Source organism: Streptomyces olivochromogenes (assembly GCF_021538895.1).
In the GTDB taxonomy this organism is placed as follows: domain Bacteria; phylum Actinomycetota; class Actinomycetes; order Streptomycetales; family Streptomycetaceae; genus Streptomyces; species Streptomyces olivochromogenes_A.
Genome location: NZ_JADDRL010000092.1, coordinates 17085 through 37108, shown reverse-complemented (window position 1 = coordinate 37108; position 20024 = coordinate 17085). Strand labels below are relative to the sequence as shown.

General features: G+C 73.4%; 19 protein-coding genes. 13 read left to right on the top strand and 6 right to left on the bottom strand.

All coding sequences use genetic code 11. The features are described 5' to 3' along the window. The first annotated feature begins 127 nt into the window (after window positions 1–127). Entirely contained in the window at window positions 128–1633 is a 1506-nt protein-coding gene (locus IPZ69_RS34400; protein WP_235458601.1) for a helix-turn-helix domain-containing protein, read from the top strand. A gap of 151 nt (window positions 1634–1784) precedes the next feature. Here the strand turns inward: IPZ69_RS34400 and IPZ69_RS34395 are convergent, their stop codons facing one another. The 6 genes from IPZ69_RS34395 to IPZ69_RS34370 are packed head-to-tail and all read right to left on the bottom strand — an operon-like array spanning window position 1785 to window position 7163. Then, complete coding sequence (locus IPZ69_RS34395; protein WP_235458600.1) at window positions 1785–3017, bottom strand: cytochrome P450 family protein; 1233 nt, start codon at window positions 3015–3017, stop codon at window positions 1785–1787. Further along, entirely contained in the window at window positions 3014–4252 is a 1239-nt protein-coding gene (locus tag IPZ69_RS34390) for a cytochrome P450 (protein ID WP_235458599.1), read from the bottom strand. The genes IPZ69_RS34395 and IPZ69_RS34390 overlap by 4 nt, the downstream gene beginning before the upstream one ends. After that, a complete protein-coding gene (locus IPZ69_RS34385; RefSeq protein WP_235458598.1) occupies window positions 4249–4872 on the bottom strand; it encodes a GTP-binding protein in 624 nt (207 codons plus the stop codon). Before IPZ69_RS34385 ends, IPZ69_RS34390 begins: the two co-directional genes overlap by 4 nt. After that, window positions 4844–5206, bottom strand: a complete 363-nt coding sequence (locus tag IPZ69_RS34380) for a DUF742 domain-containing protein (RefSeq protein ID WP_235458597.1) — start codon at window positions 5204–5206, stop codon at window positions 4844–4846. The genes IPZ69_RS34385 and IPZ69_RS34380 overlap by 29 nt, the downstream gene beginning before the upstream one ends. Then, window positions 5203–5625: a roadblock/LC7 domain-containing protein gene (locus tag IPZ69_RS34375; RefSeq protein WP_235458596.1), complete on the bottom strand. Its 423-nt coding sequence runs from the start codon at window positions 5623–5625 to the stop codon at window positions 5203–5205. Before IPZ69_RS34375 ends, IPZ69_RS34380 begins: the two co-directional genes overlap by 4 nt. Further along, window positions 5622–7163: an ATP-binding protein gene (locus tag IPZ69_RS34370; RefSeq protein WP_235458595.1), complete on the bottom strand. Its 1542-nt coding sequence runs from the start codon at window positions 7161–7163 to the stop codon at window positions 5622–5624. The genes IPZ69_RS34375 and IPZ69_RS34370 overlap by 4 nt, the downstream gene beginning before the upstream one ends. A 330-nt stretch (window positions 7164–7493) precedes the next feature. Between IPZ69_RS34370 and IPZ69_RS34365 the strand changes: the two genes are divergently transcribed. From IPZ69_RS34365 to hypF, 12 genes are all read left to right on the top strand, one after another. Next, window positions 7494–9191: an enoyl-CoA hydratase-related protein gene (locus tag IPZ69_RS34365; RefSeq protein WP_235458594.1), complete on the top strand. Its 1698-nt coding sequence runs from the start codon at window positions 7494–7496 to the stop codon at window positions 9189–9191. Between the two features lie 196 nt (window positions 9192–9387). Continuing rightward, window positions 9388–10476, top strand: coding sequence for a hydrogenase expression protein HypE (locus tag IPZ69_RS34360; protein ID WP_235458593.1), 1089 nt, complete (start codon window positions 9388–9390; stop codon window positions 10474–10476). Window positions 10477–10544: 68 nt separating this feature from the next. Continuing rightward, entirely contained in the window at window positions 10545–12329 is a 1785-nt protein-coding gene (locus tag IPZ69_RS34355; RefSeq protein ID WP_235458592.1) for a nickel-dependent hydrogenase large subunit, read from the top strand. Beyond that, window positions 12326–12862 carry a hypothetical protein gene (locus IPZ69_RS34350; protein ID WP_235458591.1) on the top strand — a complete coding sequence of 179 codons (537 nt, stop codon included), beginning with the start codon at window positions 12326–12328 and terminating at the stop codon, window positions 12860–12862. Before IPZ69_RS34355 ends, IPZ69_RS34350 begins: the two co-directional genes overlap by 4 nt. Then, a complete protein-coding gene (locus IPZ69_RS34345; RefSeq protein ID WP_235458590.1) occupies window positions 12859–13545 on the top strand; it encodes a DUF5947 family protein in 687 nt (228 codons plus the stop codon). The genes IPZ69_RS34350 and IPZ69_RS34345 overlap by 4 nt, the downstream gene beginning before the upstream one ends. Further along, the gene (locus IPZ69_RS34340) at window positions 13542–14213 is read left to right on the top strand and encodes a DUF6084 family protein (RefSeq protein ID WP_235458589.1); all 672 of its coding nucleotides are present in this window, start codon (window positions 13542–13544) and stop codon (window positions 14211–14213) included. Before IPZ69_RS34345 ends, IPZ69_RS34340 begins: the two co-directional genes overlap by 4 nt. Then, complete coding sequence (locus IPZ69_RS34335) at window positions 14210–15622, top strand: hypothetical protein (protein WP_235458588.1); 1413 nt, start codon at window positions 14210–14212, stop codon at window positions 15620–15622. The genes IPZ69_RS34340 and IPZ69_RS34335 overlap by 4 nt, the downstream gene beginning before the upstream one ends. After that, window positions 15619–16158, top strand: coding sequence for a hydrogenase maturation protease (locus IPZ69_RS34330; RefSeq protein WP_235458587.1), 540 nt, complete (start codon window positions 15619–15621; stop codon window positions 16156–16158). The genes IPZ69_RS34335 and IPZ69_RS34330 overlap by 4 nt, the downstream gene beginning before the upstream one ends. Before the next feature lie 11 nt (window positions 16159–16169). Then, window positions 16170–16274, top strand: a complete 105-nt coding sequence (locus IPZ69_RS47975) for a DUF6893 family small protein (protein WP_374294825.1) — start codon at window positions 16170–16172, stop codon at window positions 16272–16274. 142 nt (window positions 16275–16416) lie between these two features. After that, on the top strand, window positions 16417–16812 hold the full coding sequence (locus tag IPZ69_RS34325) for a hydrogenase maturation nickel metallochaperone HypA/HybF (protein WP_235458586.1): 396 nt from the start codon (window positions 16417–16419) through the stop codon (window positions 16810–16812). Window positions 16813–16815: 3 nt separating this feature from the next. Further along, on the top strand, window positions 16816–17613 hold the full coding sequence (hypB, locus tag IPZ69_RS34320; protein ID WP_235458585.1) for a hydrogenase nickel incorporation protein HypB: 798 nt from the start codon (window positions 16816–16818) through the stop codon (window positions 17611–17613). Continuing rightward, window positions 17610–20006, top strand: coding sequence for a carbamoyltransferase HypF (gene hypF / locus IPZ69_RS34315; protein WP_235458584.1), 2397 nt, complete (start codon window positions 17610–17612; stop codon window positions 20004–20006). Before hypB ends, hypF begins: the two co-directional genes overlap by 4 nt. The last annotated feature ends 18 nt before the right edge of the window (window positions 20007–20024 follow it).

Below are 20024 nucleotides of genomic sequence, written 5' to 3'. Positions count from 1 at the left end.
CGTATCCCGCGGCCCGCCCGTCCGGCCCGTGCACGTGAGTCCCGCCCCGCACCCTCCGTCGGGTAACGTCCACCTCCGAATGCCGAGGTCAACGCGATGGACCGCGAGGGACAAGGAGAAGGAAGCCGTGGCCGGCCGAGCAGACGAGGGCCCGTACACCGAGACGCCGTACGGTGCGGGCGCGACCTGGGCCGAGGAACTCCTCGACCACCTGCGTCCCGCCGGGCGCGACCTGCGCCGGGTCGTCGCCTGGCTCGCGCACGCCGTGCGGGGAACGGCCTGCCTCCAGGACGGCGACGGCGCCGTGCTCGCCGGGGAGCCGATGACCCTCGACGCCGCGCTCGTCGCGGACCTCGTCGCCGGCCGCATCTCCTCCGCCGCGCTGGAGGACCGGGGCCGCCAGGTCCGCCTGGTCGCGTTGCGGCACCCCGTCCCGCACCCGGCGGCGACCTGCGTCCTGGCCGTCGCCCGCGCGACCCCGTTCGACCGGCGCGCCGCCGAGATCGTGACCCGCACCGCCTCAGTCCTCGAACTGCTCCTGCGCGACCGCGAGCTGACGGCCGCCGGCCGCCGGCTCCGCCGCGCCACCTCCGACCTGCGCCTGGCGATCCTGCAACTGCTGATGGTGCAGGACACGGTCTCCGCCCGGCGGGTCGCCGCGGGCCTGTGGCCCGGGCTCCTGGACACCGACACGGCCAGCGTGTATGTCGTCGAGGTCTGCGCCGAGGAACGCGACCGCCTGGCCGAGGAGTGCCTGGAGGCGACCGGCGGTCAGGCCCTGGTCGTGCGGTGCCCCGCGATGGACGGGCACGTGATCGTCGTCAGCCCGGCGGCCGCGGCGGGGGAGCGGCTGCGCGGGCTCGTCGAGGGGCGCCCCGGCACGTTCCTCGGCGGCAGCGTCCGGCAGAGCCTCGCCCAGACCGCCGGCGCCTACGGCCAGGCCATCAGCGCCCTGGCCGTCGCCCGCTTCCGCCCCGACCACGCGGCCGTCTACGCCGAACGGACCCACCCGGAGCGGCTCATGGACCCGGCCGCGCTGCACACCTGGTCCGCCGATGTCCTGCGCCCCCTCGACACCCTGCCGCACCACACGCGGGCCGAACTCCTCGCCACCACCCGGCTGGGCCTGGAGTTCACCGCTGTGAGCGCGGCCAAGGTCCTCGGCGTCAGCCGCAACACCGTCCGCGCCCGCATGGACCGCGTCGAAGGCCTGCTGCACACCGACTTCTCCGACCTCACCGTCCGCGCCGCCGCCCACCTCGCCCTGAACACCCAGGCCGGCTGCGTGGAGGTGGTCCCCGAGCGCACGGCGACCGGGTCGGCCCCCCTCCGGCTCGGCGACCTGCTCGCCGGCACCCCGATCCGCACCTGGGCGCACGATCTCCTCGGCCGCCTCACCCGGGACGGCCGGGACCTGCGCGGCACCCTGCGCGCCTGGATCGCCGCCGGCGGCAACGCCGAACGTGCGGCCCAGGACCTCGGCGTCCACGCCCAGACCGTGCGCGAGCACGTCCGCAGCGCCGAACCGGTCCTGGAACGCCAGCTGCTGGCCGCCGGCAGCGATCTCTACGAGGTGGTCCTCGCCCATCTGGCCGTCGGCGACCTCGCGGAACCCGCCCTCTGCCGAACATAACCGGGCCAACCGGACTCACCTGTGCACGGGTGAGTGCCCCACGCGGCCCGTCGGGCATCGGCGCGATACCCAACGGCCCGGCTCACACGTAACTTCGACCCTCGCGGGGGCACGACCGGAACGGGGGACCGGTCGGGCCCCCCACCGCACGTCAGCCCCGCAGCAGGACCGGCACCTCCTGCCAGCCGTGGGCGATGAACGAGGGAACCTGCCGCAACTCGTCGTCCGCCACGGCCAGCCGCAGCTCCGGGAAGCGCTCGAAGAGCGCGGGCAGCGCGGTCAGCGCCTCCAGCCGGGCGAGCGGCGCCCCGATGCAGCGGTGCACCCCGATACCGAACGCCATGTGGTCGTCCGCCCCGCGCGCCGCGTCGAAGTCACCCGCCTGCGGCCCGTAGTGCTCCGGGTCCAGCCCCGCGGCGGCGTACGTCGTGATGATCGCGTCCCCGGCCGGGATGGTGACGTCCCCGACCGACAGGTCGCTCACCGCGAAGCGCAGCGGCAGCGCGGCGATCGAGGGGTGCACCCGCAGCGTCTCGTCGATCACCGCGTCCCAAGGGACCGCGCCGGAGCGCACGGCCGCCAGCTGCGCGGGGTCGCGCAGCAGCGCGACGACCGCGTTGCCGATGAGGTTGACCGTGGTCTCGAAGCCCGCGCCTATGACCAGCAGCAGCGTGTGCAGCAGCTCCTCGTCGCTCAGCCGGTCGCCGTCCTCGTCGCGCACCCGGATCAGCTCCGTGGCCATGTCGTCGCCCGGGTGCTCGACCTTGTACGCGATCAGCGCGCCCAGCACCGCCCCGATCCGCTCCTGCACGAACGCGGCCTGCTCCGGGCTCGGGTCGGTGGTGTCCATGATGGATGCGATGAGCCGCGCGGTGTCCTCCCGCATCTCCTCGGGCACGCCGAACAGATCGCAGATCAGCGTCATCGGCAGCGGGTGCGCGAGCCCCTGCCGGAGGTCGACCGGGCGCCCGTCGGCACCGGCCGTCTCCAGCGCGTCGAGCAGCTCCGTGGTGATCGCCTCGACGCGCGGGCGCAGCGCGTCGGTGCGCCGGCTGGTGAAGCTGGGGGCCACCAGCTTGCGCAGCCGCGTGTGGTGGGGGCCGTAGGTGGAGAGCATGTTGACCACGCCCACCCAGCCCAGGATCCAGGCCCAGGACGGGTTGTCGCCGATCTCCGGGAACAGCCGCCAGTGCAGCCGGGGATCCTTGCTGACCTGCGGATCGAGGATCAGTTCCTTCAGGACCTCGTAACGGGTGGGCGCCCACGCGGGGATGCCGCCGGGCAGCTCGACGGGCACGATCGGGCCGAGGGCGCGCAACCGGGCGCTCTCGGCGGGGATGTCGGCGCCGAACGGGTCGAGCGCGATGCGGTCGGTGACGGTCACGACAACTCTCCTGGCTGGTCGGGGGAGCGGGGGCTGAACCGTACGGGCAGGGACGTCAGCGAACGGTGGAACGGGCCGGGCCGCCAGCTGAGGCGCTCGCGGGACACGACGGGGTCGAGGTCCGGCAGCCACTGGGTGAGCTGCTCGATCGCCTCGGTCACCAGGAGCAGGGTCTGCTGCCGGACCGGGCAGGCGTGCGGGCCGGCGCCCCAGGACAGGTGCGAGGCGTCCGCCGGGTGCCTGCCCTCGGCAGGCTCCCGCTCGGCGAACAGCCCGACCGCCCCGAACGAGACCACCACCGGCACCGCCGCCCTGACCCACACCCCGTGGAAGGACACCGGCCGACGGGCGTAGTAGATGCCGTAGTTGGCCAGCGGAGTCTCGTGGTGCAGCACCTCCAGCACGGCGTCCGTCACCGGCCGGGCACCGCTGGTGAGGGTCGAGTAGTAGGCCGGGTTGCCGAGGATCCTGGACAGCGCGTTGGACAGCAGGTTCGCGGTCGGCTCGTAGCCGGCGCCGAGCGTGAGGAACACCTGCCAGGTGACCTCCTCGGGGGTCAGCCCGGCGGGATGGTCGAGCAGCCGGCTCGGCAGGTCGTCGCCGCGCCGCTCCGCCTTGGCGGCGATGAGCCGCAGGACGTACTCGGTGTACTCCGCCTCGCCCTCGGCGGACTGGGCGCCGCCCTCCATCATCTTGCCGAGGCCCTCGTTCAGCCGGTCGCCCTGGCTGTCCGGCAGCCCGAACAGGTTGTTGAAGATCAGCGCCATCAGCGGGCGCGTGAACTCGGTCACCAGGTCCGCCTCGCCCCGGGGACCGAAGCGGTTCACCAGCAGCCGTACCGCCCGGTGCACCCGCGCCCGCAGATCGTGCGGCTCCACCAGGTCGAAGACGTCGATGAGCGTGGTGCGGTAGCGGACATGTGCGCCGCCGTCGGAGAACAGCGCGTTGGGCCGCCAGCGCATCATGGCGAGCACCGGCGAGTCGTCGGGGACCGTGGCCTCCCACGCGCGCGGGTCGTGCGAGAAGGTCTCCGCGTCGCGCAGCACGTCCAGGGCGGCCCGCCGGTCCGTGACGACGTACGCCGGCACACCCGGCGCGAGTTCCGCCCAGCCCACCGGGCCCTGGGCGCGCAGGGCGGCGTAGTAGCCGTGCGGATCGCGTGCGAAGCCCTCCTCCCACAGCCGCACGGGCGCCGAGACGGTGAAGGACTGCCGGTCGGTTGGCTGGGTGGTCACCGGTTCTCCGCTGGGTGGTCGTCGATCAGATGCTGGACCAGGGCGAGCAGCGCGTCGATCGAGGAGTGCGGGTCCCGGGCGTCGCACACCACCATCGGCGTGGCCGGCTCCAGGTCCAGGGCCGCGCGCAGCTGCTCGTCCGTGTAATGGCTCGGGGCGTCGGGGAAGGCGTTGAACGCGACCGCGTACGGCAGCCCGGTCTCCTCGACCAGGCCGAGCACGTCGAAGGACGCGTCGATACGGCGGCTGTCGACCAGCACGAGCGCGCCGAGCGCCCCGTAGGCGATGTCGTCCCACAGCGGCCGGAACCGCTCCTGGCCGGGCGTGCCGAACAGATAGAGCACGACCCCGCCCGGCAGGCTGATCCGGCCGAAGTCGATGGCGACGGTCGTCGTCGCCTTGTCCCGCACCCCGTCGAGGTCGTCCACCTGCGCGGAGGCCTGAGTGAGGTGCTCCTCGGTGTGCAGGGCCCGGATCTCCGACACGGAGTCGATCAGGGTCGTCTTGCCGACTCCGAAGGGGCCCGTGACCAGGATCTTGACCAGGTGACGGGCGGAGTCGGGCAGATGTATGCCGCCAGTGGCGCGCAGGTCACTGGTGCTTGAGGGCGCGGAGGCCATCGGCCACTCTCTTCAGCAGGTCGGGGTCGAACCGTTCGGCGGGCGGGATCGGCGGGCGGGCCAGGACCAGGTTCCGGTCGACGAGCTCGGCGGCCAGCACGCGTACGGCGGAGACCGGCAGCTTCAGCAGGGCCGCGGCCTCCAGCACCGTCAGCGACCCGCCCTCCAGGAGGTCCAGGAGGGCGAGTTGGGCGGCGGGCAGCCCCGCGGGCACGGGGCGGCCGTCGGCGCTGAGCACCGACAGCCGCTCCAGCTGCGGACGGCTGGGCCGGGTCACACCGCCGGTGGACAGATACGCGGGAACCAGGGGACGGCCGCCACGGCGGCCGGTCATGCCGGCGCGCCGCCGTCGGCGACTCTGGGCGCGGCCGCCATCGCCTTCTGGCCCAGTCGGGCCACCTGCGAGTGGACCCGGTGCGCCAGCAGGTCGAGGCGCACCTCGGGGTCGCCGTACGCGGCGACACAGGTGCCGTGGTCGGTCGGCACGATCAGCACGTACCCGTGGTCCGACTCGATGACGACCTGCCGCACCTCGGCCCGGTCCCGGTCCGCGAACGCGGCCGCGGCGGTACGGCAGGCGCCCTGCACGGTGCTGGTGATGGCGGCCACCCGCTCGGCCGAGGGCTGCGAGAGCCCGTCGGTGTAGCCGGTGACGAGTCCGTCCCGGGTGAGCAGGACGGCGGCGACGACGTGCGGTACTTGCAGGATCGGTTCGAGCACCCACGCCGTGTCGCCCGCATCGCGGCTGGTCATCGAGCCGCTCCCCCTTCGTGTTCGGTGTGTTCGGTGTTGCCGGCCCGCGGTCCGCGCACCGGTTCGGACTCGCTGTCGGCCGTGTCCGCGGCCCTGGGGTCGCGTGCCGCCGCAGTGCCGTACTGCAGGGCGGCGAGCGCGGCGGCGGCGTCCTCCGGCCGGCGCGCCGGCCGGTTCGGCTCGGGCGCGGCCGGAGCGGCGGCCCGGCCGCGGCGCCGCCGCTGCGGCAGACCGCTCGCGTCGCCCGGCACCTGGTGCCCGGACGCCGGACCGGGGCCGTCGTGCTCGCTGCCGTATCCGTGCGCCATGTCCCGGGCGGGCGCGGCGGCCGACGCGTTGTGGGCGGCGGCGCTCAGGTCCGGTACGGCAGCGGTGGCGTCGTGGGCGGCGTCGGTCCTGTCCGGCACAGCCGCGGTCGCGTCGGGCACGGCCGGCGTCACGTCCGGTGCGGCCGTCGGCGGGCCCGTGCGGGTCGAGCGCGGGGCGCTGGCCGCCGGTGGCCGTTCGGCCGGGTTCACGTGGCTGATCAGGTGGCTCGCCACCCGCAGCACCGCGCGCACGCCGCCGTACGGCGAGGGCGAGGACACGTCGACCCCCAGGTCGAACTGCCGGGTCAGCTGGCCGATCGCGGCCAGCCCCATCCGCGGCGGGTCACCGAGGTCGGTCAGCAGGATCGGGTCGCTGCCGGCCACCAGCCGCTGGGCGCGGGCCCGTTCGTCCTGGTTCATGCCCACGCCCGCGTCGTCGACGGTGACGCAGACGCCGTGGTGGACGTGCTCCAGGTTGACCATGACGTCCGTGTCCGGCGCGGAGTGCCGCAGCGCGTTGTCCAGCAGCTCGGCGACGATGATGGCCACCGGCTCGACGGCGTGCGAGACCAGCGCGGTGCCCGGCTCCAGGTGGTTGTGGACCCTGACCCGGTGGTAGCCCGCGAGCCGGGCCTGACCGCCCGTCACCGCGTCCACCACGTGGGACTCCTCGCGGGCGAGACCCACCCAGGCCCCGCACACCACCGCGGCCACCTGGGCCCGGCGCAGCGACTGCTCGTTCTCGTGGTCCAGCGCGAACAGCGTCTGGGCCAACTCCGGGTCGTCGTAGCGCTGTTCGAGACCGCGCAGCGCGTCCTGCAGCCGGTAGAGGGCCGCCTGGATCTCCCGGGTGGCCCCGCGCAGGCCCGCCCGCGCCGCCGCGTCGATCCGGGTGCGCTGGGCGGTCAGTTCGCCGCGCAGGGCGGTCAGTGCGTGTTCGAGCGCGATCCCCGCGGGCGTGCCGGCGGTCTCCGGGCGCACCGGGCCGGGGACCACGACGTGGGGATGGGTCAGTTGCCGTGCGGCTGCCGTGACGCGCCGGGCGGCGAGATGCTCGATCTCGGTGGTGAAGGCGCCCTGGGCGCTTTTGAGTTGACCGCGAAGAGTCGTCAACTCTTCATCGAGCACGGTCCGTTGACGCCGGGACCGGATCAGACCGCCGCCGAGTATGAGTGCGGACAACGTACCGGCGGCGAGACCGCCGGCGACCAGGTCCGGTAGTTCGATCATCGAAACGGTTTCCCAAGGGGGTCGGGCGGGGGTGGGCAGGGCTGGGCAGAGGGGAGTCCATGGCCCTCGCAGGAGGCGCTCGCAGCACAGTACACACCGTCATCGATCGATCTCGCACGGTTGAGGGAGAGTTCTCTTCGAATCGGCCCGGAGTCTGTTCACTTCTGTGTGGACTGTCTGAATTGCCATGTGCACGCGGCCGGGTGGCGGCGCGCACCCCGCTTTCGGGTGACGCTGCTGCCTGTCGGCTGCGGGGCGGGCCCCGGTTGACGGACCATCTCAGTCGGGCCGGGCACAAGTGTCCGGCGCGTCGTCCGCCGGGAGTACGCCGTGCACATCCTGCTCGTCGCCAGCGCCTTCAACAGCCTCACCCAGCGCGTCCACGCCGAACTGCGCGACCGTGGCCACACCGTGGCGCTGGAGCTCGCCCTGCCCGGCCGCGACCTGGAGGAGGCCGTCCGGCGGCACGACCCCGGCCTCGTCGTCGCGCCGATGCTGAGGACGGCGATCCCCCGGGAGGTGTGGGCCACGTGGCCCTGCTTCGTCGTGCACCCCGGCCCGGTCGGGGACCGGGGGCCGTCCGCGCTCGACTGGGCCGTCCAGGAGGGCGCCGAGCACTGGGGCGTGACGGTTCTGCAGGCGGTGGAGGAGATGGACGCGGGCGACGTGTGGGCGTCCGTCGCCTGCCCGGTCCCGCCGGTGTCCAAGAGCGACCTGTACCGGGGCGAGATCGCCGACGCCGCGCTGGCGGCCGTCCTGCTCGCCGTCGACCGCTTCGCCGGCGGGTCCCACACCCCGCGGCGGCAGGACGCGGCGCGCACCCGCCCGTACCTCCACCAAGGTGTGCGGCGGATCGACTGGACCGCGGACAGCACGGAGACCGTCGTCCGCAAACTCCGCGCCGCGGACTCGCAGCCCGGCGTCCTCGACACCCTCTACGGCACCGAGTGGTACCTGCACGGCGGCCACCCCGAGCCCGGCCTGCACGGTGCCCCGGGCGCCGTACTGGCCACCCGCACCGGGGCGGTGTGCCGCGCCACGAAGGACGGCGCCGTGTGGATCCCGGAACTGAGGCGCCGGCGCGGCCCCGGGCAGCCGCCCACGTTCAAACTGCCCGCGGTGACGGCGCTCGGCGACCGGCTGCCGCCCGTGCCGGAGTTCGCCGCGCCCGCGAGTCCCGACGCGCAGACCTGGGCGGACATCCGCTACCGGGAGGAGGGCGCCGTCGGCATCCTCTCCTTCGCCTTCCCCGGCGGCGCCATGAGCACCGACCGGTGCCGGCGCCTGCTAGCCGCCTACCGCACGGCATGCGCCCGCCCCACCGGCGTGCTGGTCCTCGGCGGACAGCGGGACTTCTTCTCCAACGGCATCCACCTCGGCGTCATCGAGGCCGCCGCCGACCCCGCCGCGGAGTCCTGGGCCAATATCAACGCCCTCGACGACCTGGTCGAGGCGGTCCTGACGACCACGGACCGGCTGGTGGTCGCCGCCCTCGGCGGCAACGCCGCGGCCGGCGGCGTGATGCTCGCCCTGGCGGCCGACGAGGTGTGGTGCCGCACCGGCGCGGTGCTGAACCCGCACTACCGGCTGATGGGCCTGTACGGCTCGGAGTACTGGACGTACACCCTGCCCCGGCGGGTGGGCGAGGCCACCGCCGACCGGCTCATGCGCGAGGCCCTGCCGATGAGCGCCGTGAGCGCCGCCGGCCTGGGGCTCGTCGACCGGGTGGTCGAGTGCGGCCCCGGGGACTTCGCCGCCGAGGTGGGCGGCCTCGCGGCCCGGCTGGCCGCGCTGCCGGGAACGCCGTCCCGGATCGCGGCGAAGAAGGCGCGGCTGGACCGCCAGGAGAGCGTCGAGCCGCTGTCCGCCTTCCGGGAGCGGGAGCTGGCCCGGATGCGCCGGACCTTCGACGATCCCGACGCCCCCTATCACGCGCTGCGCCGTGCCTTCGTCCGCAAGGAGCGGCCCCCGGGTACGCCGCCCGCATCCGGCTACCGCGCCGGGCCACCGGACGGCCACCGGGCCTGACCCGTCCGGGGCCCGTGTCACTGGATCGGCCCGCGATGGCGTCACATTCCGGCCGGACGCCTGATAGCAAGAAAGCTGGCAGTCGAAAAGGTTCGAAAAGGCTGAATAGACCCAAAAGCATCGAAAGATGTTGAAGAAACGTTGAAACAGGCCTGCCAAGCGCCTTCGTCCCATACCTCCCCGAGGAGGCGGTCCCATGAAAGCGGCGACACCCGACACGGCGGCCACGCCGGGCACCAGCGGTGCGGCCGACGGCGAGACTCCGACGATCCACATCCTCTGGATCAACGCCGGGCTCAGCTGCGACGGCGACTCGGTCGCGCTGACGGCCGCGATGCAGCCGAGCATCGAGCAGATCGCGCTCGGTGAACTGCCCGGCCTGCCGAAGATCGCCGTGCACTGGCCCCTCATCGACTTCGAGTGCGGACCGGTTCAGGGCGCCGACACTTTCATCGAGTGGTTCTTCAAGGCCGAGCGCGGCGAGCTCGACCCCTTCGTGCTGGTCGTCGAGGGATCCATCCCCAACGAGAAGATCAAGCGCGAGGGCTACTGGTGCGGCTTCGGTGACAACCCGGAGACGGGCCAGCCCATCACCACCAGCGAGTGGATCGACCGCCTCGCGCCCAAGGCCCTGGCCGTCGTCTGCGCCGGTACGTGCGCCACGTACGGCGGCATCCACGCGATGGAGGGCAACCCGACCGGTGCCATGGGCGTGCCCGACTACCTCGGCTGGGACTGGAAGTCCAAGGCCGAGATCCCCATCGTGTGCGTCCCCGGCTGTCCGGTCCAGCCCGACAACTTCGCCGAGACGCTCACCTATCTGCTCTACCAGGCGGCCGGTTCGGCCCCGATGATCCCGCTGGACGACAAGCTCCGCCCGGCCTGGCTGTTCGGCAGCACCGTGCACGAGGGCTGCGACCGCGCCGGCTACTACGAGCAGGGCGAGTTCGCCGAGTCGTACGACTCGCCCGCCTGCCTCGTCAAACTCGGCTGCTGGGGCCCGGTCGTCAAGTGCAACGTGCCCAAGCGGGGCTGGATGAACGGCATCGGCGGCTGCCCGAACGTCGGCGGCATCTGCATCGCCTGCACCATGCCCGGCTTCCCCGACAAGTTCATGCCCTTCATGGACCAGCCCCCCGGCGCGACGCTCTCCACCAAGGCCAGCGGCGCCTACGGCACGGTGATCCGCCGACTGCGCTCCCTCACGCTGCACACCGTGGACAAGGAGCCGAAGTGGCGCCACAAGGGCCGCAAGCTCACCACGGGCTACCACAAACCCTGGTGAGCCCGCACTCTGCCTGACCCCCCACCCCGCCCGTCCCCCCTCGCCAGCAGAAGGGCACCACACAGATCATGACCCCCACGAGCAAGCGGGCCGGCGACGGCAGCGGCCTGATGGAGATGTCCTGGGATCCGATCACCCGGATCGTGGGCAGCCTCGGTATCCACACGAAGATCGACTTCAAGCAGAAGCGGGTCGCCGAGTGCTACAGCACCTCGTCGGTCTTCCGCGGCTACAGCGTCTTCATGCGCGGCAAGGACCCGCGCGACGCCCACTTCATCACCAGCCGGATCTGCGGGATCTGCGGCGACAACCACGCCACGTGCTCCGTGTACGCGCAGAACATGGCCTACGGGGTGAAGCCGCCGCACCTGGGCGAGTGGGTCATCAACCTCGGCGAGGCCGCCGAGTACATGTTCGACCACAACATCTTCCAGGAGAACCTGGTCGGGGTCGACTACTGCGAGAAGATGGTCAAGGAGACCAACCCCGGCGTCCTCGAGCTCGCCGAGCGCACCGAGGCGCCGCACGCCGCCGAGCACGGCTACCGGACCATCGCCGACATCATGCGGTCCCTCAACCCCCTTGAGGGCGAGTTCTACCGCGAGGCGCTCCAGGTCAGCCGCTACACCCGGGAGATGTTCTGCCTGATGGAGGGGCGCCACGTGCACCCCTCCACGCTCTACCCGGGCGGCGTCGGCACCGTGGCCTCGGTCCAGCTGTTCACGGACTACCTCAGCCGGCTGATGAAGTACGTGGAGTTCATGAAGCGGGTCGTCCCGCTCCACGACGACCTGTTCGACTTCTTCTACGAGGCGCTGCCCGGCTACGAGGAAGTGGGCCGGCGCCGCATCATGCTCGGCTGCTGGGGAGCGCTCAACGACCCCGAGTACTGCGACTTCACCTACGCCAACATGACGGACTGGGGCCGGCGCATGTTCGTCACCCCCGGCATCGTCGTCGACAACAAGCTGGTCACCACCGACCTCACCGAGATCAACCTCGGCATCCGCATCCTGCTGGGCAGCTCCTACTACGAGGACTGGGAGGGCCGGGAGCAGTTCGTCACCCACGACCCGCTCGGCAACCCGGTCGACCCGCGCCACCCGTGGAACCAGCACACCATCCCGGCCCCGCAGAAGCGGGACTTCGACGCCAAGTACAGCTGGGTCATGTCGCCGCGCTGGTTCGACGGCAAGGACCACCTCGCCCTGGACACCGGCGGCGGCCCCCTCGCCCGCCTGTGGACCACCGCCCTCGCCGGGCTCGTCGACGTCGGCGGGGTGAAGGCCACCGGCCACAGCGTGCTGATCAACCTGCCCCGCACGATGACCAAGCCCGAGACCACGTTCGAGTGGAAGATCCCGAAGTGGAGCAACGCCCTCGAACGCAACCGGGCGCGCAGCTACTTCCAGGCGTACACGGCCGCGCTCGCCCTGCACTTCGCGGAGCAGGGTTTGCAGGAGGTCCGCGCCGGACGCACCCAGACCTGGGAGAAGTTCGAGGTCCCGGACGAGAGCATCGGCGTCGGATTCACCGAGGCGGTCCGCGGCGTCCTCTCCCACCACATGGTGATCCGCGACGGCAAGATCGCCAACTACCACCCCTACCCGCCCACACCCTGGAACGCCAGCGTCCGGGACTCCTTCGGCACACCCGGCCCGTACGAGGACGCGGTGCAGAACACCCCGATCTTCGAGGAGAACCCGCCGGAGAACTTCAAGGGCATCGACATCATGCGCGCGGTGCGCAGCTTCGACCCCTGCCTGCCCTGCGGTGTCCACATGTACGTCGGCGACGGCCGGACCGTACAGAAGATGCACGTGCCCACCGGCCTGAGCGGGCTGGGCGGATGAGCGGGACGACGACCGCCGCCCGGCGGCCGGTGAACGCGGAACAGGCCGGCCGCCGGATCGAGGAGGTCCTCGACCGGCTGGCCGCCGCGGGCGACCCCGCCGTGGCCGAGGCGGCGGAGGAACTGGTGCGCTGCCTCATGGACTTCTACGGCGCCGGGCTCGCCCGGGTCCTCGAACTGCTGCCCCCGGACGGCCCCGGGGCGGCCCTGCTCGGCGACGAACTCGTCGCCGGCCTGCTGGTGCTGCACGAACTGCACCCCGAGGACCGCGCGACCCGCATCGGCCGTGCCCTGGCCAGCGTCCGCGACCAGAACCTGAAGGTCGAGGAGTTCGACGAGCCCAGCGGCACGCTCCGGCTGCGCGCGGCGGGCGGCTCGGGCTGCGGCTGCGCCGCCACCGCGGACGCGATGCGGCAGGCCGCCGAGGACGCGCTCACCTGTTTCGTGCCCGAGGTCACGGCGGTCGAGGTGCGGGCCGGTGCCAAGGAGCCCGCGCTGCTCCAGATCGGCACCCGGCCCGGGGCCGGCGGATGAACGCGCCCCCGGCCCCGGTGTCCGGCGTGGCTGCCCTCCGACCGAACGAAGCGCCCCGAACCGGTGGCGGCCTGCGCCGGTTCCTGACCGAGCGTCCGCCCCGCCCCGAGCGGTGCGGACTGTGCGCGGCGGTGGTGGACGAGGCCCGCCACCGCCACCTCGTGGACATCGAGCGGCGGTCACTGGTGTGCGCCTGCACCGCCTGCTTCCTGCTCATGGATCAGCCGGGCGCCGACAGGGGCCGCTTCCGGGCGGTCCCGGGCCGGTACCTCACCGACCCGGACCACCGCCTCGCCGACGCCGCCTGGGACGCGCTGCGCATCCCGGTCGGTGTCGCGTTCTTCTTCCGCAACACCGTGCTCGACCGGCTGGTGGCCCTCTACCCGAGCCCCGCCGGTGCCACCGAGAGCGAGCTCGAACCCGAGGCGTGGGCCTCGGTCCTCGACGCCACCGGACTCGCCGCACTGCTGTGCCCGGACGTCGAGGCACTCCTGCTGCGCCGCACCGCCGCCGGGATCTCCTGCCACCTCGTACCGATCGACATCTGCTACGAACTGGTCGGCCGCATGCGCCAGTTGTGGCAGGGCTTCGACGGCGGCGCCGAGGCCCGCGCCGCCCTGGACGCGTTCTTCGCCCGGGTCGAGAGCCTCGCCCGGCCCGTCGGCGGGGGAGACCGGCCGTGACCGACCTCTCCTTCACCTGCACCGGGGTACGCGCCGACCGGTACGCGGCCGGACCCACCCTGGTGTTCCGGCTGCGCATCACCGCGCCCGGCGACGAACCCGTGCACGCCCTCGCGCTGCGCTGCCAGATCCGTATCGAGCCCGCCCGGCGCGGCTACGACGGCGCCGAGGCGGACGGGCTCCTCGACCTCTTCGGCGAGCGCTCCCGCTGGGGCAGCACCCTCCAGCCCGTGCAGTTCGCGCAGGTCTCCCTCATGGTCACCGGCTTCACCGGGGAGACCGAGGCGGACCTGGTCGTGCCGTGCACCTACGACATGGACATCGCCGCGACCCGCTACCTCGACGCCCTCGGCGGCGGCGAGGTGCCGCTGCTGATGCTCTTCTCCGGTACGGCCTTCACCGGGGCCGGCGGCTTCCGCGTCGCACCCGTCCCCTGGGACCGGGAGGCGCAGTTCCGGATGCCGGTCGCCACCTGGCGCGAGATGGTCGACCAGCACTTCCCCGGCTGCGGCTGGATCAGACTGCCCCGCGCCACCATGGACGCCCTGCTGGCGTACCGCTCCCGCCGGGCGCTGCCCTCCTGGGAGGCCACCGTCCACGACCTGCTCGGGAACGCGCCGGGCGCGTCCCTCACCGGCGCCACCACGACAGGAGGAACCGCTCCGTGAGCGTGACCGCGTTCGCGCCGGAGACCGAGGCGCGCCTCGCCCTCGCCCGGCAGGTCGCCGACGCCGTCCTCTTCGAGGGCTACGTGCTCTACCCCTACCGCGCCTCCGCGGCCAAGAACCGGCTGCGCTGGCAGTTCGGCGTACTGGTCCCGCCGGCCTGGGGCGCCGAGTGCGAGGAGCACGCCTTCCAGCACACCGAGTGCCTCATGGAACCGAGGGCGGGCGCGGCCCTGGCCGTCGAACTGCGTTTCCTGCGCGCCCGCCGCCGCACGGTCCAGCGGGCCCTGCCGGACGGCCGGTTCGAGACGGTGCCCGAACTCCGGCTGGAGGACCGGGTACTGGTCCCCTGGGACGAAGGCGTCGAGGAACGCGTCGAGGCGGTCGTCCCGGTGGACGAACTCCTCGCCGGCGACGTTACGATCCCCTTCGGCCGGCCCGCGGGCGAGGAGACCGAACCCGTCCTCGACGAGGGCGGCCGCGAGATCGGCCGTACGATCCGCCGCTACGAGGAACTGGACGGCCTCCTGCGCCTGTCGGCGCGCGAACTCGACGGCCCCTACCGGGTGATGCGGCTGACCGCCGTCGCCGAGAACACCAGCACCTGGCTCCCGCCGGCCGGCCGTGCGGCCGACCGGGACGCGGCACTCCCGCGCTCCTTGATGGCCGCCCACCTCCTCATGGCGCTGAGCAAGGGCGCGTTCCTGTCCATGACGGATCCGCCCGAGTGGGCCAGGGCCGCGATCGGCTCCTGCCGCAACCTGCACACCTGGCCGGTGCTCGCGGCCGAACCCGGCCGCGCGGACGTGATGCTGTCCTCACCGATCATCCTGGAGGACCATCCGGCCATCGCCCCCGAGAGCCCCGGCGTCCTGTACGACGCCACCGAGATCGACGAGATCCTCGCCCTGCGCACCGCCGCCCTCACCGACGAGGAGAAGCGCGAGGCACGGGGCACCGACGAGCGTGCCGCCGCCGCCATCGACCTGGCGGACTCGCTGCCGCCGGACGTGTGGGAGCGCCTGCACGGCGCGGTGCGCGGCCTGCGCGAGGTGACCGGGCCCCCGGCCATGGCCGACGCGCCCGGCCCTCGGCCGCCGGACACCCCGTGGTGGGATCCGGCCGCCGACGCCGGCTTCGACCCGCAGCGCGACCAAGTCGTGGTCGACGGCCGGTCGGTGGGCGCCGGCAGCAGGGTCGTCCTCAACCCCGGCCTGCGCCGCACCGACGCCCAGGACCTGTTCCTGCGCGGGCGCACCGCGACGGTCGAGGCCGTCCTGCACGACGTGGACGGCGCAGTGCACCTGGCCGTGACGGTGGACGGCGACCCGGGCGCCGACCTCCGCCGCGAACAGGGCCGTTACCTGTACTTCCAGCCCGACGAACTGATCCTGGCACAGGAGGACGCATGAGCCGCCCCACACCCCGGGGCACCGTCCTCGTCGCGGGCATCGGGAACATCTTCCTCGGCGACGACGGCTTCGGCGTCGAGACGGTCCGCGCGCTCGCCGGGCGGCCGCTGCCGGACCACGTGGAGGTCGCGGACATCGGCGTACGGGGCGTCCACCTCGCATACCAACTCCTCGACGGGTACGACACGTTGATCCTCGTGGACGCCACCGCCCGCGGCGAGGCCCCCGGCACCCTCTACGTGATCGAGCACGAGGACGTCGGCGCGCACGAGCCGGGGCACGCCCCGCTCGACGGCCACCGGATGACCCCCGACGCCGTACTGGCCCTGCTGGGCACCCTCTGTGCCGGAACCGGCGGCCGGCCACCGCACCGCACGCTCGTCGTGGGCTGCGAACCGGCCTGCGTCGAGGAGCGGATGGGCCTGAGCGCCCCCGTGTCCGATGCCGTACCGCAGGCCGTCCGGCTGATCGAGGAACTGCTGGACACACCCCCCGAGTCCGTCCGGCGGCCGCTGGCCGGCGAAGCCGCGAAATGAGGAGAGACAGGATGAAGAAGAACGTCGCGCTCGGAGTACTGGCCGCGGCCGTGGCCGCACTGGTTGTGCAGTCGCTGCCCGACCTCAAGCGCTATGTGCACATCGCCAGGATGTGAGGCGCGGCCCGGACCCCGCGTTGCGGCGAACGGCGTACCCGCCCGGACCGTCACGGCGTGCCGGTCCACCGGTCCTTGAGGACGCGCCTCTAATGGGATCCGGTGACCGGCGCGCGTACGTCCCGCGCCAGGACGGAGACCGATGCACGAGATGTCCATCGCACTGGCGGTGATCGGACAGGTGGAGGAAGCGGCCCGGCGGGCCGGTGACGTCACCGCGGTGCATACGGTGTGCCTGGAGGTGGGCGAACTCGCCGGAGTCGTCCCCGATTCCCTCTCCTTCTGCTTCGAACTCGCCTGCGCCGGGACCGTGTTGGAAGGCGCCGAACTCGTCGCCGACACGGTGCCGGGCCGGGCGCGCTGCGCTCCGTGCGCACACGAATGGGCCGTCGGCATGCCGCCCTCGCTGAGCTGCCCGAACTGCGGCGGCGGGACCACCGACCTGCTGTCGGGCCGCGAACTGCGCATCACCAGCGTGCGGTGGGAGGACGGCGGGACGCCCGCACCCACCCGCGAACCGATCGTCGAGGAGCGCTGAACCATGTGCCGTGTGGTCGACCTGCAGCAGGCCGTCCTCGCCCGGAACGACGAGACCGCGCACGCCCTGCGTGCCTCACTCGCGGCCCGCGGCACCACCGTCGTCAACCTGCTGTCCAGCCCCGGCAGCGGCAAGACCGCGCTGCTGGAACACGAGTTGGCGCTGGCCCGCGAGCGGGGTGTGCCGGTCGCGGCGCTCACCGCGGACCTCGCCACCGAGAACGACGCGGACCGGCTGGCGCGTTCGGGAGTCCCGGTCAAGCAGGTCCTCACCGACGGGCTGTGCCATCTGGAGGCCGGGATGCTCGCCCGCCACCTGGAGGGCTGGCTGCCCGATCCGACCCGGCTGCTGTTCGTGGAGAACGTCGGCAACCTCGTGTGCCCGGCCTCCTACGACCTGGGGGAGACCCTGCGGGTCGTCCTGGCCTCCGTGACGGAGGGCGAGGACAAGCCGCTGAAGTACCCCACCGCCTTCGGACTCGCCCACGTGGTGGTGGTCACCAAGACCGACATCGCGGAGGCGGTCGCATTCGACGAGGCCGCGTTCCGCGCCAACGTGGAACGGGTCAACCCCGGAGTGGACGTACTGCTGACCTCGGTCCGCGCGCGGCAGGGGCTCGGCATCCTGCTGGACCGCGCCCTGGCGGCAGCGGAGGGCGCCCCGCCGCACAGCCCCGTGATGGCACGTCAGGCCGTCCACGGCCATGAGCACGGGCACGGTCACGGGCTCGGCCATGAGGACGGCCACGGCCACGGGCACGGCCACGAACCCCACCACACCCCGCTCCCGTCCCGCTCGTGAGCGTCCTGCCCCCGCCGAGCGCCGTCGACAGCCGGATCCTCCTGCGCCGCCGGGTCACCGTACGGGGCGTGGTGCAGGGGGTCGGCTTCCGGCCGTACGTCCACACCCTCGCCACCTCGCTGCGGCTGTCCGGGCACGTGACCAACACCCCGGAGGGTGTCGTCGCGGAGGTGGAGGGCGCGCCCGAGGCGGTCGTCCGGTTCTGCGCGCGGATCGCCCCCGACGCGCCGCCCCTGGCCCGCGTGGACGCCGTCGACCATCAGGACGTACCCGCCGTCGGCGGCACCGGGTTCACCATCCTGGCCTCCCGCACGGCCGGCCCCGCCCGCACCCTGGTCCCCCCGGACACGGCGACCTGCGCCGACTGTCTGCGCGAGCTGGCCGACCCCACCGACCGGCGCCACCGCCACCCGTTCGTCAACTGTACGCACTGCGGGCCCCGGTTCACGATCGTCTCCGGCCTGCCCTACGACCGGGCGCAGACCACGATGGCCGGCTTCCCGATGTGCCCCGACTGCGCCCTGGAGTACGCCGACCCCGCCGACCGGCGTTTCCACGCCCAGCCGGTCGCCTGCCCGGCCTGCGGTCCGCGCCTGCGCCTGTTCGTGCCCGGTCCGCAGGCCGGTGACCCGGCCTCCCCGGTCGCGACCGCGGACCCCGTCCCGGTGGCCCGTACGCTGCTGGCGAGCGGCGCGATCCTCGCGATCAAGGGGCTCGGCGGCTACCACCTGGCCTGTGACGCCACGGACGAGGGCGCGGTCGCTCGGCTGCGGCTGCGCAAGTCCCGGGGCGACAAGCCGTTCGCGGTGATGGCCCGCGGCCTCGACGACGTCGAGCCGCTCGTTCGGCTCACCGCGCAGGAGCGCGGTCTGCTGACCGGCCCGGCCCGCCCCATCGTCCTGCTGCGTCGGCGCACGCGCGTCGCGGGCGTGGTCGCGAGGCCCGCGGACGCGGTCGCCCCGGGCAGCCCCGACCTCGGCGTCCTGCTGCCGTACACCCCGCTCCACCACCTCCTGTTCGGCCTGCCGGGCGATACCGAGGGACCGCGGCTGCTCGTCATGACGAGCGGCAACACCTCCGGCGAACCGATCGTCACCGACGACGCGGAGGCGCGGGAGCGGCTGGCCCATCTGGCCGACGGCTGGCTGACTCACGACCGCCCGATCCAGGTGCCGTGCGACGACTCGGTGGTGCGGGTGTGCGACGGAAAGCCGCTGATCGTACGCCGGGCCCGCGGCTACGCGCCCCTGCCCCTCGACCTCCCTCTCCCGGTGCGCCCGTCCCTCGCGGTCGGCGGCGACCTGAAGAACGTCCTCGGCCTCGGGGAGGGGCGCCGGGCCTGGCTGTCGGCCCACATCGGCGACATGGACGACCTGGCCACCCAGCGGGCCTTCGAACGCGCCGTGGGACAACTGGGGTCGATCACCCCGGTCCGTCCCCGGCTGCTGGCGGCGGACCGGCACCCCGGCTACCGCTCCGCCCAGTGGGCCGTCCACAACGCCCGGGGCCGCCCGGTGATCCGGGTCCAGCACCACCACGCCCATGTCGCCTCCGCGATGGCCGAACACGGCCTGGACGGCAGCCGGCCGGTGCTCGGCGTCGCCTTCGACGGCACGGGCTACGGCGACGACAAGGCGGTGTGGGGCGGGGAGTTCCTGCTCGCCGACTACGACGGCTACACCCGCCTCGCCCACCTGGCCTACGTACCGCTGCCAGGCGGCGACGCCGCGGTGCGCCGCCCCTACCGCATGGCCCTCGCCCACCTGCGGGCGGCCGGGATCGACTGGTCCGGCGACCTGGCCTGCGTGACCGCCTGCCCGCGCGAGGAACTCCCTGTACTGGCGAAGCAGTTGGAACGCGATCTCAACTGCGTGCCCACCTCCAGCATGGGCCGGCTGTTCGACGCCGTCTCCTCCCTGGCCGGTGTGTGCCACCGGGCGGGTTACGAGGCACAGGCCGCCGTCGAACTGGAGGCGGCCGCCCTCAGGGCGCCGTCCGAGGACACCGCCGCCTACTCCTTCGGCCTCCTGGAGGCCGCGCGGCCGGGCGACGGCCCGCTGCGCGCCGACCCGGCACCCGTCCTGGCGGCGATCGTGGCCGACCTGCGCGCGGGCGCGGATCGGGAGGTGGTCGCGGCCCGTTTCCACCGGGCCGTCGTCGACCTCGTGCACCGCGTGTGCCGGCGGGCGCGGGAGACGCACGAAGTGGACACGGTCGCCCTGACCGGCGGCGTGTTCGTCAACTCCCTTCTCTCCTCGGCCTGCGCCGCGGCCCTGGACGCGGCCGGCTTCACCGTGCTGCGCCACCACCTGGTCCCGCCGGGCGACGGCGGTCTGGCCCTCGGTCAGCTCATGGTGGCCGCCCGCGCCGGGGACCCGCACGGGAGCCCCTGATCGACGTACCCAGCTCGA

Coding starts and splice junctions, on each gene's coding strand:
- IPZ69_RS34385 (WP_235458598.1), bottom strand. CDS start 4,872: ATGGCCTCCGCGCCCTCAAGCACCAGTGACCTGCGCGCCACTGGCGGC.
- IPZ69_RS34380 (WP_235458597.1), bottom strand. CDS start 5,206: ATGACCGGCCGCCGTGGCGGCCGTCCCCTGGTTCCCGCGTATCTGTCC.
- IPZ69_RS34375 (WP_235458596.1), bottom strand. CDS start 5,625: ATGACCAGCCGCGATGCGGGCGACACGGCGTGGGTGCTCGAACCGATC.
- IPZ69_RS34370 (WP_235458595.1), bottom strand. CDS start 7,163: ATGATCGAACTACCGGACCTGGTCGCCGGCGGTCTCGCCGCCGGTACG.
- IPZ69_RS34360 (WP_235458593.1), top strand. CDS start 9,388: ATGAAAGCGGCGACACCCGACACGGCGGCCACGCCGGGCACCAGCGGT.
- IPZ69_RS34355 (WP_235458592.1), top strand. CDS start 10,545: ATGACCCCCACGAGCAAGCGGGCCGGCGACGGCAGCGGCCTGATGGAG.
- IPZ69_RS34350 (WP_235458591.1), top strand. CDS start 12,326: ATGAGCGGGACGACGACCGCCGCCCGGCGGCCGGTGAACGCGGAACAG.
- IPZ69_RS34345 (WP_235458590.1), top strand. CDS start 12,859: ATGAACGCGCCCCCGGCCCCGGTGTCCGGCGTGGCTGCCCTCCGACCG.
- IPZ69_RS34330 (WP_235458587.1), top strand. CDS start 15,619: ATGAGCCGCCCCACACCCCGGGGCACCGTCCTCGTCGCGGGCATCGGG.
- IPZ69_RS47975 (WP_374294825.1), top strand. CDS start 16,170: ATGAAGAAGAACGTCGCGCTCGGAGTACTGGCCGCGGCCGTGGCCGCA.
- IPZ69_RS34325 (WP_235458586.1), top strand. CDS start 16,417: ATGCACGAGATGTCCATCGCACTGGCGGTGATCGGACAGGTGGAGGAA.
- hypB (WP_235458585.1), top strand. CDS start 16,816: ATGTGCCGTGTGGTCGACCTGCAGCAGGCCGTCCTCGCCCGGAACGAC.